At 65.4% G+C, this 14,111-nt stretch carries 16 protein-coding genes; 12 read left to right on the forward strand and 4 right to left on the reverse strand.

Features of this window, described 5'->3' with window-relative positions:
* Positions 1 to 27: 27 nt before the first annotated feature.
* The 4 genes from BLS74_RS12650 to BLS74_RS12665 are packed head-to-tail and all read right to left on the reverse strand — an operon-like array spanning position 28 to position 3,462.
* Complete coding sequence (locus tag BLS74_RS12650; protein ID WP_093106489.1) at positions 28 to 591, reverse strand: hypothetical protein; 564 nt, start codon at positions 589 to 591, stop codon at positions 28 to 30.
* 31 nt (positions 592 to 622) lie between these two features.
* Positions 623 to 1,624 carry an HpcH/HpaI aldolase/citrate lyase family protein gene (locus tag BLS74_RS12655; RefSeq protein WP_093106491.1) on the reverse strand — a complete coding sequence of 334 codons (1,002 nt, stop codon included), beginning with the start codon at positions 1,622 to 1,624 and terminating at the stop codon, positions 623 to 625.
* A 56-nt stretch (positions 1,625 to 1,680) separates the two neighbouring features.
* Positions 1,681 to 2,457 (reverse strand): trans-aconitate 2-methyltransferase, encoded by a 777-nt coding sequence (gene tam / locus BLS74_RS12660; RefSeq protein ID WP_093106494.1) that lies wholly within the window; start codon positions 2,455 to 2,457, stop codon positions 1,681 to 1,683.
* A gap of 18 nt (positions 2,458 to 2,475) precedes the next feature.
* The gene (locus tag BLS74_RS12665) at positions 2,476 to 3,462 is read right to left on the reverse strand and encodes a malate dehydrogenase (protein WP_093106496.1); all 987 of its coding nucleotides are present in this window, start codon (positions 3,460 to 3,462) and stop codon (positions 2,476 to 2,478) included.
* A 160-nt stretch (positions 3,463 to 3,622) separates the two neighbouring features.
* On the opposite strand from BLS74_RS12665, the gene BLS74_RS12670 reads away from it, so the two are divergent.
* The 12 genes from BLS74_RS12670 to leuB all read left to right on the forward strand — a co-directional run bounded on the left by BLS74_RS12670 (position 3,623) and on the right by leuB (position 14,111).
* Positions 3,623 to 4,381: a GntR family transcriptional regulator gene (locus tag BLS74_RS12670; RefSeq protein WP_244503854.1), complete on the forward strand. Its 759-nt coding sequence runs from the start codon at positions 3,623 to 3,625 to the stop codon at positions 4,379 to 4,381.
* A 160-nt stretch (positions 4,382 to 4,541) separates the two neighbouring features.
* Positions 4,542 to 4,988 (forward strand): succinate dehydrogenase, cytochrome b556 subunit, encoded by a 447-nt coding sequence (sdhC, locus tag BLS74_RS12675; protein ID WP_093106502.1) that lies wholly within the window; start codon positions 4,542 to 4,544, stop codon positions 4,986 to 4,988.
* A gap of 10 nt (positions 4,989 to 4,998) precedes the next feature.
* A complete protein-coding gene (sdhD, locus tag BLS74_RS12680; RefSeq protein WP_093106504.1) occupies positions 4,999 to 5,364 on the forward strand; it encodes a succinate dehydrogenase, hydrophobic membrane anchor protein in 366 nt (121 codons plus the stop codon).
* A gap of 4 nt (positions 5,365 to 5,368) precedes the next feature.
* Positions 5,369 to 7,177, forward strand: coding sequence for a succinate dehydrogenase flavoprotein subunit (gene sdhA / locus BLS74_RS12685; RefSeq protein WP_093106506.1), 1,809 nt, complete (start codon positions 5,369 to 5,371; stop codon positions 7,175 to 7,177).
* Between the two features lie 23 nt (positions 7,178 to 7,200).
* Positions 7,201 to 7,902: a succinate dehydrogenase iron-sulfur subunit gene (locus BLS74_RS12690; protein ID WP_093106509.1), complete on the forward strand. Its 702-nt coding sequence runs from the start codon at positions 7,201 to 7,203 to the stop codon at positions 7,900 to 7,902.
* A 13-nt stretch (positions 7,903 to 7,915) separates the two neighbouring features.
* Positions 7,916 to 8,218 carry an FAD assembly factor SdhE gene (locus BLS74_RS12695; protein ID WP_093106511.1) on the forward strand — a complete coding sequence of 101 codons (303 nt, stop codon included), beginning with the start codon at positions 7,916 to 7,918 and terminating at the stop codon, positions 8,216 to 8,218.
* A 23-nt stretch (positions 8,219 to 8,241) separates the two neighbouring features.
* Entirely contained in the window at positions 8,242 to 9,552 is a 1,311-nt protein-coding gene (gene gltA, locus BLS74_RS12700; protein WP_093106514.1) for a citrate synthase, read from the forward strand.
* Between the two features lie 121 nt (positions 9,553 to 9,673).
* Positions 9,674 to 9,814 carry an entericidin A/B family lipoprotein gene (locus BLS74_RS12705; protein ID WP_093106516.1) on the forward strand — a complete coding sequence of 47 codons (141 nt, stop codon included), beginning with the start codon at positions 9,674 to 9,676 and terminating at the stop codon, positions 9,812 to 9,814.
* Positions 9,815 to 9,930: 116 nt separating this feature from the next.
* On the forward strand, positions 9,931 to 10,875 hold the full coding sequence (locus BLS74_RS12710) for a LysR substrate-binding domain-containing protein (RefSeq protein WP_093106519.1): 945 nt from the start codon (positions 9,931 to 9,933) through the stop codon (positions 10,873 to 10,875).
* 34 nt (positions 10,876 to 10,909) lie between these two features.
* On the forward strand, positions 10,910 to 12,331 hold the full coding sequence (gene leuC, locus BLS74_RS12715; RefSeq protein WP_093106522.1) for a 3-isopropylmalate dehydratase large subunit: 1,422 nt from the start codon (positions 10,910 to 10,912) through the stop codon (positions 12,329 to 12,331).
* Between the two features lie 13 nt (positions 12,332 to 12,344).
* A complete protein-coding gene (gene leuD / locus BLS74_RS12720; RefSeq protein ID WP_093106524.1) occupies positions 12,345 to 12,995 on the forward strand; it encodes a 3-isopropylmalate dehydratase small subunit in 651 nt (216 codons plus the stop codon).
* Positions 12,996 to 13,022: 27 nt separating this feature from the next.
* A complete protein-coding gene (gene leuB / locus BLS74_RS12725; RefSeq protein WP_093106527.1) occupies positions 13,023 to 14,111 on the forward strand; it encodes a 3-isopropylmalate dehydrogenase in 1,089 nt (362 codons plus the stop codon).

Here is a 14,111-nt window from a genome sequence, read left to right on the forward strand (position 1 = left end):
CAAAAGGCGGGCCGCCGGCGCCTTGATTTACCTCTTGGGTGCGTCCGCGCCCTCGAACAGGCTCTTGGGCGGGTTCTTCTTCATGTCTTCGGCCATCAGCGCCTGCTCGGTTGCCTGGCATTCGTCGGCCAGGCGCAGGCCCTGCTTCTGGCTCATCAGCATCGACTTGTTGCCCAGCTGAAGCCACATGGCTTCGGCACGCGGGTCTTCGAGGCGGATTGCGCCAGTGCGGCTGTTGACCGGGTGCATGAAATAGCGCGTGGTGCCGTGCGTGACGATGAAGAAGCCTTGCTTCTTCTCGCTGGCATCGATCTTCACGCTCGCGCCCAGTTCGCACTTGATGGTGCCGGTGAGCACGCGCTGCGCGACGGCCAGGTCTTCGGGCGTGAGCACGACGTCGGTCTCTTCGCTGATGGGCTTGGTTTCCTCGACCTTCTTGATGACGCGCTTGGGCACGACCTTCTGCGTCACGTTCTTGGCCGTACTCTTGGCCCGTTCCTTGAGGGGCGGCTTGGCGGCGGAATCCGCTGCGTTCTGGGCAAGGGCCGGCAGCGCGAGGGCGACGGCGGCGATCAGTGCGATCTTCTTCATGGGTGTCTTTCCTTTGGAGGAGGTTCGGTTTTCAGGAGGACGCCGGTGCAGCAAACCAAGCTTGCGCCTCGGACGGCAGCGCACGGCCGGTGGCGTGCGCACGCGAAAGTACCTGCCAGAAATGACGGTAGCTTGCGCGGTCGTGCAATGTGCCATCAAAACTGACCGGCGCCCAATCGGCGGCAGTGGCAGCCGCTATGATTTTTGTAGCCATTTGAATCTGCCGCTCATCGGGCGCGAAGGCCTCGAGGATGGGGCGGATCTGGTTCGGGTGGATGCTCCACATGCGCGTGTAGCCGAACTCACCCGCTGCTTTTTTCGCCGCGGCGCGCATCGCATCGATGTCGTTGAATTCTGTAACCACGCAATGCGACGGCACCTTGCCGTGCGCGTGCGCGGCCGAAGCGATTTCGAGCTTGGCGCGCACCACCAGCGGATGCGTGAACTGCCCGGCCGCGCCCATGCCCTCGGCCGGGATCGCGCCGCCGTGCGCCGAGACGAAATCCATCAGGCCGAAGCTCAGCGACTGGACGCGCGGATGGGCGGCGATGTCGAAGGCATGGTGCACGGCCAACGGCGATTCGATCAGCACGTGCAGCGGCACCGCTTCGGCGCCGGCCGCGTTGAGGGCCTCGACGGCCTCGCGCACGTCCTCGGCCGATTCGACCTTGGGCACCATCAGGTGGCTCAGGCGATGGCCGGCACGCCCCGCGATGGTGATCACGTCGCCGGCAAAGGCCGGGTGGTCGACCGGATGCACCCGTGCGCCCACGCGCATGCCGGGTGCGGCAGCCAGCGCCAACTCGGTGACCAGCGCGGCATGCTCGGCTTCGCCGCCCACGGGGGCGCCGTCTTCGCAGTCGAGCGTGACATCGAACACGCAGGCGCCGAACTCCTGGGCCATCTCGGCCTGCAGCGCCAGGCTCTTGCGCATGCGCGATTCGACGCCGCTGTAGTGGTCGCACACGGGCAACACGACGGCACCGGCTTGCGCGCCGAGCAGCACGTCCCGTGGATGCGCGGAAGTGCTCATTGCGTAACCTCCCGCGCTGCGCGCTGCGGTATTCGCCTTGGGAACGGCCCGGCGGCTCATGCCTTGCGCTGCGCCGCGATGAACATGCGCGGGAAGGCCAGCAGGCGCTTGCCGTCGGTGCGCACGGGATAAGCGCCGTCGACGCGGCGCTGGTACTCGGCCAGGTAGCTGGCCTGCAGATCGGCCGGCAGCCGGTCGACGAAGGGCTTGAGCCCGGTGCCGCGCACCCACTCGACGATCGCGGCGGCAGAAACCATCGGATGCTGGTAGGCGGTGCGCCAGACGTCGACCTGTGCCGCATCGGCCGCCAGCAGGTCGTAGTAGCCGTCGATCGGCAGCAGTTGCGTGCGCAGCTTGTCCGCATCGCCGATCGCTAGAGTCCACGGCGCCTCGGCCGCGACTTCACGCATGAGCCGGTGCGTGGGCTCCTCGCGGTTGTCCGGCATCTGGATGGCGAGCACGCCGCCGGGCGCCAATGCAGCGAACAGGCGCGGGATCAGCGTCTCGTGATCGGGCACCCACTGCAAGGAGGCATTGGCGTAGATCAGATCGGGCGGCAGCTCGGGCTGCCAGCGCGCGATGTCGCTGAGTTCGAAGCGGGCCTGGGGCAGGCGCTCGCGCGCGCTGACCAGCATGGCTTCGGAGTTGTCGGTGCCGAGCACCTCGGCAGCGGGAAATCGCTGCACCAGCAGCTCGGTGGAATTGCCCGGCCCGCAGCCGAGGTCGACCACGCGGGCCGCCCCGGTCAAGGGCACGCGCGCCAGCAGCTCCTGTGCCGGGCGCGTGCGCTCGTCCTCGTAGCGACGGTAGAGCGCGGGATTCCAGTCGAGCATGCCGGTGACTGACTGCGCTTAGAGCAGGTGAGCCACGCCGGCCTGTTCGTCCAGCAGTTCCTTCAGCGTCTTGTCGATGCGCTCCTGGCTGAAGGCGTCGATCTCGAGGCCTTCGACCAGCTTGTACTCGCCGTTCTCGGTGGTGACCGGGAAGCCGAAGATCACATCCTTCGGAATGCCGTACTGGCCGTCCGACGGGATGCCCATGGTGACCCACTTGCCCTTGGAGCCCAGGGCCCAGTCGCGCATGTGGTCGATGGCGGCGTTGGCAGCCGAAGCGGCCGAGGACAGGCCGCGCGCTTCGATGATCGCGGCGCCGCGCTTGCCCACGGTGGGCAGGAAGACGTCGGCATTCCAGACCTGGTCGTTGATCAGGTCCTTGACGCTCTTGCCGCCGACCGTGGCGACGCGGTAGTCGGCGTACATCGTGGGCGAGTGGTTGCCCCAGACGGTGAGCTTTTCGATGTCGCCGACGGCGGTGCCGGTCTTGGCGGCGATCTGGCTGGCGGCACGGTTGTGGTCCAGGCGCAGCATGGCGGTGAAGTTCTTGCGCGGCAGGCTGGGCGCGCTCTTCATCGCGATGTAGGCATTGGTGTTGGCGGGGTTGCCGACCACCAGCACCTTGACGTTGCGGCTCGCGACCTGGTCGAGGGCCTTGCCCTGAGCCGTGAAGATCTGAGCGTTGGCGGCCAGCAGGTCGGCGCGCTCCATGCCGGGGCCGCGCGGGCGGGCGCCGACCAGCAGCGCGTAGTCGGCATCCTTGAAGGCGACCAGCGGATCGCCGGTGGGGATCACGCCGGCGAGCAGCGGGAAGGCGCAGTCTTCGAGCTCCATGATCACGCCCTTGAGCGCCTTCTGGGCTTTCTCGTCCGGGATCTCGAGCAGTTGCAGGATGACCGGCTGGTCCTTGCCGAGCATTTCGCCGGAGGCGATGCGGAACAACAGGGCATAACCGATCTGACCGGCGGCACCAGTGACGGCAACGCGAACAGGCTTTTTGCTCATGGGAAAACTCCAGGATGTGATGAAACGGTGCGCGGTCGCGGGTGCGGCCGCGGAGGTCGGGCCGGGCGATCCGCCCGGGCGCAAAGGCCGTCGAAGATTTTATGCCGATTTGCGCTTTCGATGGCGCCAGTCTTGTGTCTTATATAAGATGTCGGCCGACATGAGCACCTCCCCCACCGCGCTTGCCGAGCTGACGCCCTCGTTCAGCCCGCTCTACCAGCAGATCAAGTCCTTGATCCTGCAGAGCCTGCATGCCGGCGAATGGAAGCCGGGCGAGCCGATCCCGAGCGAGATCGAACTCGCGGCGCGCTTTCGCGTGAGCCAGGGCACGGTGCGCAAGGCCATCGACGAGCTCGCGGCCGAGAACCTGGTCGTGCGCCGCCAGGGCAAGGGCACCTTCGTCGCGACGCACGCCGAGCAGCACGTCCAGTACCGCTTCCTGAAGCTGGTGCCGGACAGCGGCGACGTCGACAGCGAGGGCCCGGCCGAGCGCGAGATCGTCGACTGCAAACGGCTGCGCGCGAGCGCCGACATCGCGCGCCTGCTGGCGCTTCGCACCGGCGATGCCGTCTTGCAGGTCCGGCGCGTGCTGGCGTACCGCGGAACGCCGACCATCCTCGAAGACCTCTGGCTGCCGGGCGCGCCCTTCAAGGGTTTGACGGCGGAGCGGCTGAACGCCTGGCGCGGCCCGATGTACGCGATGTTCGAAACCGAGTTCGGCGTGCGCATGGTGCGCGCCGAAGAAAAGATTCGCGCCGTGCTGCCGGACGCGGCGCAGGCCGCGCTGCTCGCCGTGTCCACCGCCACGCCGCTTCTGAGCGTGGAGCGCGTGGCCCACACCTATCACGACACGCCGATGGAACTGCGCCGCGGCCTCTATCGCACCGACACGCACCACTATCGCAATGAACTTGGCTGAGCCTTCCGCACCACCGCTATCGAATCAGTAGCATCCGAGCGAGGCAGTGCGACGACTTCGCGGCGCACGAAGCGCGATGGTGCGTTGCAATAGAATTTTGCGTTGTTTGCATTTCCGCCAAAGACCAAGCCGCCCCTCGAAAAATATACCGAAAGCCCCCATGACAGAGCTGGCCACACCACCCCGCCCCCCGCGACGCGAGTTCCGCAACATCAATGTCTTCACCGATGTGACCACCTACCGGCTTCCGCCGGCCGCCGTCGTGTCGATTCTTCACCGCGTGAGCGGTGCGCTGATATTCCTGCTGCTTCCCTTCATCCTCTGGATGTTCGACACCTCCGTGTCTTCCGAGTACTCCTACGCCCGCTTCAAGGCCGCCTTCAACAGCGGCCTTGGTTTCGTTCCGGGATGGTTTCTGAAGCTGGTGGTGCTGGCGCTGATCTGGGCCTACCTGCACCACTTCGTCGCCGGCCTGCGCCATCTGTGGATGGACGTGAGCCATGCCGCGGCGAGCAAGGAATTCGGCCACAGCTCGGCCATCGCCACGCTGGCGATCAGCATCCTCTTGACCCTGGTCCTCGGCGCCAAGCTGTTCGGCCTCTACTAAGGAGCACGAGATGTCTGTGAACTACGGCTCCAAGCGCATCGTCGTCGGCGCGCATTACGGTCTGCGCGACTGGCTCAGCCAACGCATCACGGGTGCCCTGATGGCGCTCTTCACCGTCATCCTGCTCGTGCAGGTGATCTTCACGCGCGGGCCGATCGGCTACGACGCGTGGGCCGGCATCTTCGCTTCGCAGTGGATGAAGGTTCTGACCTTCGTCGTGATCGCTTCGTTGCTTTATCACGTCTGGGTCGGCATGCGCGACATCTGGATGGACTACGTCCAGCCGGTCGGCATCCGTCTCGTTTTGCAGGTTTTCACGATCGTCTGGCTTGTAGCGTGCGCGGGTTGGGCCATTCAAGTGCTCTGGAGAGTCTGACCCCATGTCCTATACCAAAGAACAAATCACCAAGCGCAAGTTCGACGTCGTCATCGTCGGCGCCGGCGGCTCCGGCATGCGCGCCTCGCTGCAACTGGCGCGCGCCGGCCTCAACGTGGCCGTGCTGTCCAAGGTGTTCCCGACCCGTTCGCACACCGTCGCGGCGCAAGGCGGCGTCGGTGCCTCGCTCGGCAACATGAGCGAGGACAACTGGCACTACCACTTCTACGACACGATCAAGGGCTCCGACTGGCTCGGCGACCAGGACGCGATCGAGTTCATGTGCCGCGAAGCGCCGAAGGTGGTGTACGAGCTCGAGCATTTCGGCATGCCCTTCGACCGCAATCCGGACGGCACCATCTACCAGCGCCCCTTCGGCGGCCACACCGCCAACTACGGCGAGAAGCCCGTGCAGCGCGCCTGCGCAGCGGCCGACCGCACCGGCCACGCGATGCTGCACACGCTCTATCAGAAGAACGTCGAGGCACGCACGCAATTCTTCGTCGAGTGGATGGCGCTCGACCTGATCCGCGACGCCGAGGGCGATGTGGTCGGCGTGACCGCGCTCGAGATGGAAACCGGAGATCTGCACATCCTGCAGGCCAAGACCGTGCTGCTGGCCACCGGCGGCGCGGGCCGTATCTTCGCGGCCTCGACCAACGCCTTCATCAACACCGGCGACGGCCTCGGCATGGCGGCGCGCTCGGGCATTCCGCTGCAGGACATGGAGTTCTGGCAGTTCCACCCGACCGGCGTGGCCGGCGCCGGCGTCTTGCTGACCGAAGGCTGCCGCGGCGAAGGCGCGATCCTGCTCAACAGCAACGGCGAACGATTCATGGAGCGCTACGCGCCCACGCTCAAGGACCTGGCGCCGCGCGATTTCGTCTCGCGCTCGATGGACCAGGAAATCAAGGAAGGCCGCGGCTGCGGCCCGAACAAGGACTACGTGCTGCTGAAGCTCGACCACCTCGGTGCCGAGACCATCCACAAGCGCCTGCCTTCGGTGTACGAGATCGGCGTCAACTTCGCCAACGTCGATATCACGAAGGAGCCGATCCCGGTGGTGCCGACCATCCACTACCAGATGGGCGGCATTCCGACCAATATCAACGGCCAGGTCGTGATCCAGAAGGGCGAGGAAAACAGCGCCGTGGTCAACGGCCTGTACGCGGTGGGCGAATGCTCCTGCGTGAGCGTGCACGGCGCCAACCGCCTGGGCACCAATTCGCTGCTCGACCTGCTGGTGTTCGGCCGCGCGGCCGGAAACCACATCGTCGAATTCAACGACAAGCTGAAGGAACACAAGCCGCTGCCCGCCGATGCCGCCGATCGCACGCTGGAACGCCTGAACCAGCTTGAGTCGTCGACTTCGGGCGAGTATGCGCAAGACGTGGCCGGCGAGATCCGCTCCGTGATGCAGCAGCACGCCGCCGTGTTCCGCAAGCAGGCTTCCATGGACGAGGGCGTCAAGAAGATCGCCGCCGTGCGCGAGCGCGTGGCCAAGGTCACGCTGAAAGACAAGTCGCGCGTCTTCAACACCGCGCGCATCGAGGCACTGGAAGTCGACAACCTGATCGAGGTGGCGCAGGCCACCATGGTCTCGGCCGCCGCGCGCAAGGAGTGCCGCGGCGCCCACACGGTCGAAGACTACGAGCGCCCGTCCGACGATCCCGTCGCGCCGCTGGGCCGCGACGACGCCAACTGGATGAAGCACACGCTCTGGTACAGCCAGGACAACCGCCTGTCCTACAAGCCCGTCAAGCTGAAACCGCTGACGGTCGAGTCCGTGCCTCCCAAGGTCCGTACCTTCTAAGAACATATCTCAAGGTTTTCACGATGAAGCGCACATTCCAGATCTACCGCTACGACCCGGACAAGGACGCCAAGCCCTACATGCAGACCGTCGAGATCGAGCTCGACGGCCACGAGCGCATGCTGCTCGACGCCCTGATGAAGCTGAAGGCGCAGGATCCGACGCTGTCGTTCCGCCGCTCCTGCCGCGAAGGCGTCTGCGGCTCGGACGCGATGAACATCAACGGCAAGAACGGCCTCGCCTGCCTGACCAACATGCTCACGCTCAAGGGCACGATCGTGCTGAAGCCGCTGCCCGGGCTGCCGGTGATCCGCGACCTGATCGTGGACATGACGCAGTTCTTCAAACAGTACAACTCGATCAAGCCCTACCTGCAGAACGACAGCGTGCCGCCCGAAAAGGAGCGCCTGCAGTCGCCCGAAGAGCGCGATGAGCTGAACGGCCTGTACGAATGCATCCTGTGCGCGAGCTGTTCGACCAGCTGCCCGAGCTTCTGGTGGAACCCCGACAAGTTCGTCGGCCCGGCCGGCCTGCTGCAGGCCTACCGCTTCATCGCCGACAGCCGCGACGAGGCCACCGCCGAGCGCCTGGACAACCTCGAAGACCCGTACCGCCTGTTCCGCTGCCACACGATCATGAACTGCGTCGACGTGTGCCCGAAGAACCTGAACCCGACCAAGGCGATCGGCAAGATCAAGGAACTGATGGTGCGCCGCGCCATCTGAACTTTTCAAGACCATGCAATCCGCCACCGACCTCCGGCAGCCGATCAGCGAACGTGCGCTGAGCAAGCTGCGATGGCGCTGCCGGCGCGGCTTGCTCGAAAACGACCTCTTCATCGCGCGCTTCTTCGAGCGGCATGAAGAAGGTCTGACCTGCGGGCAGGCGCAGGCATTGGAGACATTGATGGACCTGTCGGACAACGATCTGCTCGACCTGCTGCTTCGAAGAAAGGAACCCGAGCCCGAATGGGCCGGGGCCGACGTGATCGAACTCCTGCAGTTGATGCGCACCGACGGCGCGCAATCCCAACCCTCCTGAACATTCTTTGAAAGACACTCGCAATGAAAGCATCCGAGACCAAGGCCACCCTGTCGTTCAGCAACGGCGGACAGAACGTCGAGCTGCCGATCTACAAGGGCACCATGGGCCCCGACGTGATCGACATCCGCAAGCTCTATGCCCAGACAGGGATGTTCACCTACGACCCGGGCTTCATGTCGACGGCGTCGTGCGAGTCGGCCATCACCTACATCGACGGCGACAAGGGCGAGCTGCTGTACCGCGGCTACCCGATCGAGCAGCTCGCCACCAACTGCGACTTCCTCGAGACTTGTCATCTGCTGCTGTACGGCGATCTGCCGAACGCGACGCAGAAGGCCGGCTTCACCAAGCTCGTGACCAACCACACGATGGTCAACGAGCAAATGCAGTTCTTCCTGCGCGGTTTCCGCCGCGATGCGCACCCGATGGCCATCATGACCGGCCTGGTCGGCGCGCTGTCGGCCTTCTATCACGACAGCACGGACATCACCAATCCGAAGCACCGCGAGATCGCCGCGATCCGCCTGATCGCGAAGATGCCGACGCTCGTGGCCATGGCCTACAAGTACACGATCGGCCAGCCCTACATGTACCCGAAGAACGACCTCAGCTATGCGGGCAACTTCCTGCACATGATGTTCGCGACGCCCTGCGAGGAATACAAGGTGAGCCCGGTGCTCGAGCGCGCGCTCGACCGGATCTTCATCCTGCATGCCGACCACGAGCAGAACGCCTCGACCTCGACCGTGCGCCTGTGCGGCTCGTCGGGCACCAACCCCTTCGCGGCGATCGCGGCGGGCGTGGCCTGCCTCTGGGGCCCGGCCCACGGCGGCGCCAACGAGGCGGCGCTCAACATGCTCCACGACATCCAGAAGGCCGGCGGCGTCGACAAGATCGGCGAGTTCATCAAGCAGGTCAAGGACAAGAACTCGAACGTCAAGCTGATGGGCTTCGGGCACCGCGTCTACAAGAACTACGATCCGCGCGCCAAGCTGATGCAGGAAACCTGCAGGGAAGTGCTGAGCGAATTGGGCCTCGAGAACGACCCGCTGTTCAAGCTCGCGATGGCGCTCGAGAAGATCGCGCTCGAAGACGAATACTTCGTCTCGCGCAAGCTCTACCCGAACGTCGACTTCTACTCGGGCATCGTGCAGCGCGCGATCGGCATTCCGGTGCCGCTCTTCACCGCCATCTTCGCGCTCGCACGCACCGTCGGCTGGATCGCCCAGCTCAACGAGATGATCGGCGACCCGGAGTACAAGATCGGCCGTCCGCGCCAGCTCTTCGAAGGCTCGCCCAAGCGCGACGTGCAACCCATCGCCCAGCGCTGAGCCTCGCGTTCGCGCTCAACTCGGAAAGCTGCCCTCGGGCAGCTTTTTTGCGTCTTGGCTGACACGCGGCGCCGGCAAGGGGGGAATAGGCTGCAAGGCACCTCAACGAAGGAGTTCCGCCATGAAGAAACTTGCCGCATTGGTCGCCATTGCATTCACTCTCTCCGTGCCGCTGGCTGGCTGCAACACCTGGAGAGGTGCCGGCCAAGACGTGCAGAAGGCCGGGGAAAAGATGGAGGACGCGGGCAAGAAGAAGCAATGACGACGCACTCGCCCATCGCACGCCGACAGTAATGTCATCGCGCATCGCGATGGCTCCTCCTTAGAAACCGAAGGAAAATACGGGACTCCATCTCCATACGAGATGCCAAGCCCCGTATGACCTCCTCAGAACGCAGCTTCGCCCGCCGCATCGACCTTACGTCGCTGCAGTTGTTCGTGGCCGTCTGCGAGCTCGGCAGCATCGGACGCGCGGCGGAGCGCGAATTCATCGCGGCTTCGGCCATCAGCAAGCGGCTCTCGGATCTCGAAGCCACCCTCGGCACCCCCCTGCTCTATCGCCATGCGCGCGGCGTCGACCTGACGCCCGCCGGTGAGAGCCTTCTTCACCACGCGCGCTCGGTGCTCTACAGCCTCGAGAAGATGCAGGGCGAACTGAGCGAATACGCCGACGGCGTGCGCGGCCATGTGCGCGTGCACGCCAACATCTCGGCCATCGTGCAGTTCCTGCCCGAGGACCTCGGCGCTTTCACGCGCGAGCACGACGCGATCAAGATCGACCTGGAAGAGCACCTCAGCAGCGAGGTGGTGCGTGCGGTCCACGAGGGTGCTGCGGACCTCGGCATCTGCCACGTGCCCGAAGGCACGAGCGAACTGCAGAGCCTGCTGTACCGCCACGATTCGCTGGTGCTGATCGTGCCCGCCGGCCATCCGCTGGCGGCGCAGCGCGCGATCGATTTCGCGGACTCGCTCGATGTCGACCACGTCGGCCTGCACACCAACAGCTCGATCTACGTCGCGATGCACCAGGCCGCACTGGCCGCCAATCGCACGATCAAGCTGCGCATTCACGTGACCGGCCTCGACGCCATGTGCCGAATGATCGAGAACGGCCTCGGCATCGGCGTGATGCCGCTGCGCGCCTTCGAGCTGATGCAAGGCGGCATCGGCCGCGGCTTGACGAGCGTGGCGCTGAACGACGCCTGGGCGGCGCGTGAGATCCGCCTGGTCGCACGCGATTTCTCGACGCTGCCGGTCGCGGCGCGCATGCTCGTCAAGCACCTGCAGGCGCCGGCCGCGGCGCCCGACCAGCTGGCCGCATAAGACAATCACCCTCCCCACGAAAGAGACCATCACCATGGCACGCACGCTCTACGACAAGCTCTGGGACGAACACGTCGTCCACACCGAGGAAGACGGCACTTCGATCCTCTACATCGACCGCCACCTGGTCCACGAAGTGACCAGCCCGCAGGCCTTCGAGGGGCTGCGCGAAGCCGGCCGCAAGCTGTGGCGCATCAGCTCGGTGGTGGCCACGGCCGACCACAACACGCCGACCACGCACTGGGAGCGCGGCTATGACGGCATCGCCGATCCCGTCAGCCGCGAGCAGATCACCACGCTGGACAGCAACATCTCGGAGTTCGGCGCCGCTGCATTCTTCCCCTTCCTGAGCAAGCGCCAGGGCATCGTGCACGTGATCGGCCCCGAGTCGGGCGCGACGCTGCCGGGCATGACGGTGGTGTGCGGCGATTCGCACACCTCCACGCACGGCGCCTTCGGCGCGCTCGCGCACGGCATCGGCACCAGCGAGGTCGAGCACGTGATGGCCACCCAGACGCTGCTGGCCAAGAAGGCGAAGAACCTGCTCGTCAAGGTGGATGGCAAGCTGGCGCTGGGCTGCACCGCCAAGGACATCGTGCTGGCCATCATCGGCAAGATCGGCACCGCCGGCGGTACCGGCTACACGATCGAATTCGCCGGCTCGGCGATCCGCGATCTGAGCATGGAAGGCCGCATGACGGTGTGCAACATGGCGATCGAGGCCGGTGCGCGCGCCGGGCTGGTGGCGGTGGACGAGAAGACCATCGCCTACGTCAAGGGTCGCCCGCTCGCACCCACGGGCGTCGAATGGGACCAGGCCGTCGCCTACTGGAAGACGCTGCAATCTGACGCCGATGCGCACTTCGATGCCGTGGTCGAACTCGACGCCGCGCAGATCAAGCCGCAAGTCACCTGGGGCACCTCACCCGAGATGGTGGTGCCGGTGGACGGCCGCGTGCCCGATCCGGACAAGGAAAAGGACGCCAACAAGCGCGGCGCCATCGAGCGCGCGCTGACCTACATGGGTCTGGAGCCGAACAAGCCGATGAACGACATCCTCATCGACAAGGTGTTCATCGGCTCCTGCACCAACAGCCGCATCGAGGACATGCGCGAAGCCGCGGCGATGGTCAAGAAGTTGGGCCAGAAGGTCGCCAAGAACGTCAAGCTCGCGATGGTCGTTCCGGGCTCCGGCCTCGTGAAGGAACAGGCCGAGCGCGAAGGGTTGGACCAGATCTTCAAGGCCGCGGGCTTCGAATGGCGCGAGCCGGGCTGCTCGATGTGCCTGGCGATGAACGCCGACCGGCTGGAGCCCGGCGAGCGCTGCGCCTCCACCAGCAACCGCAACTTCGAAGGCCGGCAGGGTGCCGGCGGCCGTACCCACCTGGTGAGCCCGGCCATGGCCGCCGCCGCCGCGGTGCACGGCCATTTCGTCGACGTCCGCCAATTCGCCTGAGGAGCCAGACACCATGCAGAAATTCACCGTGCACAAGGGCCTCGTGGCGCCGATGGACCGCGAGAACGTCGACACCGACGCGATCATTCCCAAGCAGTTCCTGAAGTCGATCAGGAAGACCGGTTTCGGCCCCAACCTGTTCGACGCCTGGCGCTACCTCGATCCGGGCGAGCCGGGCCAGGATCCGAAGTCGCGCAAGCCGAACCCCGACTTCGTGCTGAACCAGCCGCGCTATGCGGGCGCCTCGATCCTGCTCGCACGCCAGAACTTCGGCTGCGGCTCGTCGCGCGAGCATGCACCGTGGGCGCTCGACCAGTACGGCTTTCGCGCCATCATCGCGCCGAGCTACGCGGACATCTTCTTCAACAACAGCTTCAAGAACGGCCTGCTGCCGATCGTGCTGAGCGAGTCGCAGGTCGCCCAGCTCTTCGACGAGACCTTCGCCTTCCCGGGCTACAGCCTCACCATCGATCTCGAGCGGCAGGTGATCGTCAAGCCCGACGGCAGCGAACTGGCCTTCGAGGTCCAGGCCTTCCGCAAGTACTGCCTGATCAACGGCCTGGACGACATCGGCCTGACGCTGCGCCACAAAGACAAGATCAAGGCCTTCGAGGCCGAGCGCCTGGCGCAGAAGCCCTGGCTCAGCCACCAGCTGATCGCCTGACCCCTTCCACTTCTTCAGAACAACTTCATGAAAATCGCAGTTCTTCCCGGTGACGGCATCGGCACCGAAATCGTCGCCGAGGCCATCCGCGTGCTCGACACGCTCGACCTCTCCTTCGAAATGGAATCGGCCCTGGTCGGCGGCGCGGCCTACGAGGCCCACGGCCACCCGCTGCCCGAGGCCACGCTCAAGCTGGCCAAGGAAGCGGATGCCGTGCTGTTCGGCGCCGTCGGCGACTGGAAATACGACAAGCTGGAACGCTCGCTGCGCCCCGAGCAGGCCATCCTGGGCCTGCGCAAGAACCTCGGCCTGTTCGCCAACTTCCGTCCGGCGATCTGCTACGAGCAGCTGGTCGGCGCCTCGAGCCTGAAGCCCGAGCTGATCGCGGGTCTCGACATCCTGATCATCCGCGAGCTCACCGGCGACATCTATTTCGGCCAGCCGCGCGGCCGCCGCACCGCTGTCGACGGCCACTTCCCCGGCGCCGAGGAGGCCTTCGACACCATGCGCTATTCGCGCCCCGAGGTCGAGCGCATCGCCCACGTCGCCTTCCAGGCCGCGCGCAAGCGCAGCAAGCGCGTGACCAGCGTCGACAAGGCCAACGTGCTCGAAACCTTCCAGTTCTGGAAGGACATCGTGACCGAGGTGGGCAAGGAATACCCCGACGTCGAACTCGACCACATGTACGTCGACAACGCCGCGATGCAGCTGGTCAAGGCACCCAAGAAATTCGACGTGGTGGTCACCGGCAACATGTTCGGCGACATCCTGTCCGATGAGGCCGCCATGCTGACGGGCTCGATCGGCATGCTGCCCTCGGCCTCGCTCAACGCCGGCAACCAGGGCCTCTACGAACCCAGCCACGGCAGCGCGCCCGACATTGCCGGCAAAGGGGTTGCCAATCCTTTGGCTACAATCCTGTCCGCTGCCATGATGCTCCGCTTTTCCCTGAACCAGCCCGAGGCTGCCGACCGTATCGAGTCGGCGGTCAAGCACGTGCTTGCCCAGGGTTTGCGTACGGCAGACATCTGGTCCGCGGGCACGACCAAGGTGGGCACCCGCGAGATGGGCGACGCCGTGGTGGCAGCCATCACCAAAAAGACGATTACCGGCTAA

The organism is Variovorax sp. CF079, assembly GCF_900101545.1.
GTDB lineage: Bacteria > Pseudomonadota > Gammaproteobacteria > Burkholderiales > Burkholderiaceae_C > Variovorax.

What these genes read in the sequence shown, in the direction of transcription:
- BLS74_RS12650 (WP_093106489.1), bottom strand. Translation starts at nt 591, where the DNA reads ATGAAGAAGATCGCACTGATCGCCGCCGTCGCCCTCGCGCTGCCGGCC.
- BLS74_RS12655 (WP_093106491.1), bottom strand. Translation starts at nt 1,624, where the DNA reads ATGAGCACTTCCGCGCATCCACGGGACGTGCTGCTCGGCGCGCAAGCC.
- tam (WP_093106494.1), bottom strand. Translation starts at nt 2,457, where the DNA reads ATGCTCGACTGGAATCCCGCGCTCTACCGTCGCTACGAGGACGAGCGC.
- BLS74_RS12665 (WP_093106496.1), bottom strand. Translation starts at nt 3,462, where the DNA reads ATGAGCAAAAAGCCTGTTCGCGTTGCCGTCACTGGTGCCGCCGGTCAG.
- BLS74_RS12670 (WP_244503854.1), top strand. Translation starts at nt 3,623, where the DNA reads ATGAGCACCTCCCCCACCGCGCTTGCCGAGCTGACGCCCTCGTTCAGC.
- sdhC (WP_093106502.1), top strand. Translation starts at nt 4,542, where the DNA reads ATGACAGAGCTGGCCACACCACCCCGCCCCCCGCGACGCGAGTTCCGC.
- sdhD (WP_093106504.1), top strand. Translation starts at nt 4,999, where the DNA reads ATGTCTGTGAACTACGGCTCCAAGCGCATCGTCGTCGGCGCGCATTAC.
- sdhA (WP_093106506.1), top strand. Translation starts at nt 5,369, where the DNA reads ATGTCCTATACCAAAGAACAAATCACCAAGCGCAAGTTCGACGTCGTC.
- BLS74_RS12690 (WP_093106509.1), top strand. Translation starts at nt 7,201, where the DNA reads ATGAAGCGCACATTCCAGATCTACCGCTACGACCCGGACAAGGACGCC.
- BLS74_RS12695 (WP_093106511.1), top strand. Translation starts at nt 7,916, where the DNA reads ATGCAATCCGCCACCGACCTCCGGCAGCCGATCAGCGAACGTGCGCTG.
- gltA (WP_093106514.1), top strand. Translation starts at nt 8,242, where the DNA reads ATGAAAGCATCCGAGACCAAGGCCACCCTGTCGTTCAGCAACGGCGGA.
- BLS74_RS12705 (WP_093106516.1), top strand. Translation starts at nt 9,674, where the DNA reads ATGAAGAAACTTGCCGCATTGGTCGCCATTGCATTCACTCTCTCCGTG.
- BLS74_RS12710 (WP_093106519.1), top strand. Translation starts at nt 9,931, where the DNA reads ATGACCTCCTCAGAACGCAGCTTCGCCCGCCGCATCGACCTTACGTCG.
- leuC (WP_093106522.1), top strand. Translation starts at nt 10,910, where the DNA reads ATGGCACGCACGCTCTACGACAAGCTCTGGGACGAACACGTCGTCCAC.
- leuD (WP_093106524.1), top strand. Translation starts at nt 12,345, where the DNA reads ATGCAGAAATTCACCGTGCACAAGGGCCTCGTGGCGCCGATGGACCGC.
- leuB (WP_093106527.1), top strand. Translation starts at nt 13,023, where the DNA reads ATGAAAATCGCAGTTCTTCCCGGTGACGGCATCGGCACCGAAATCGTC.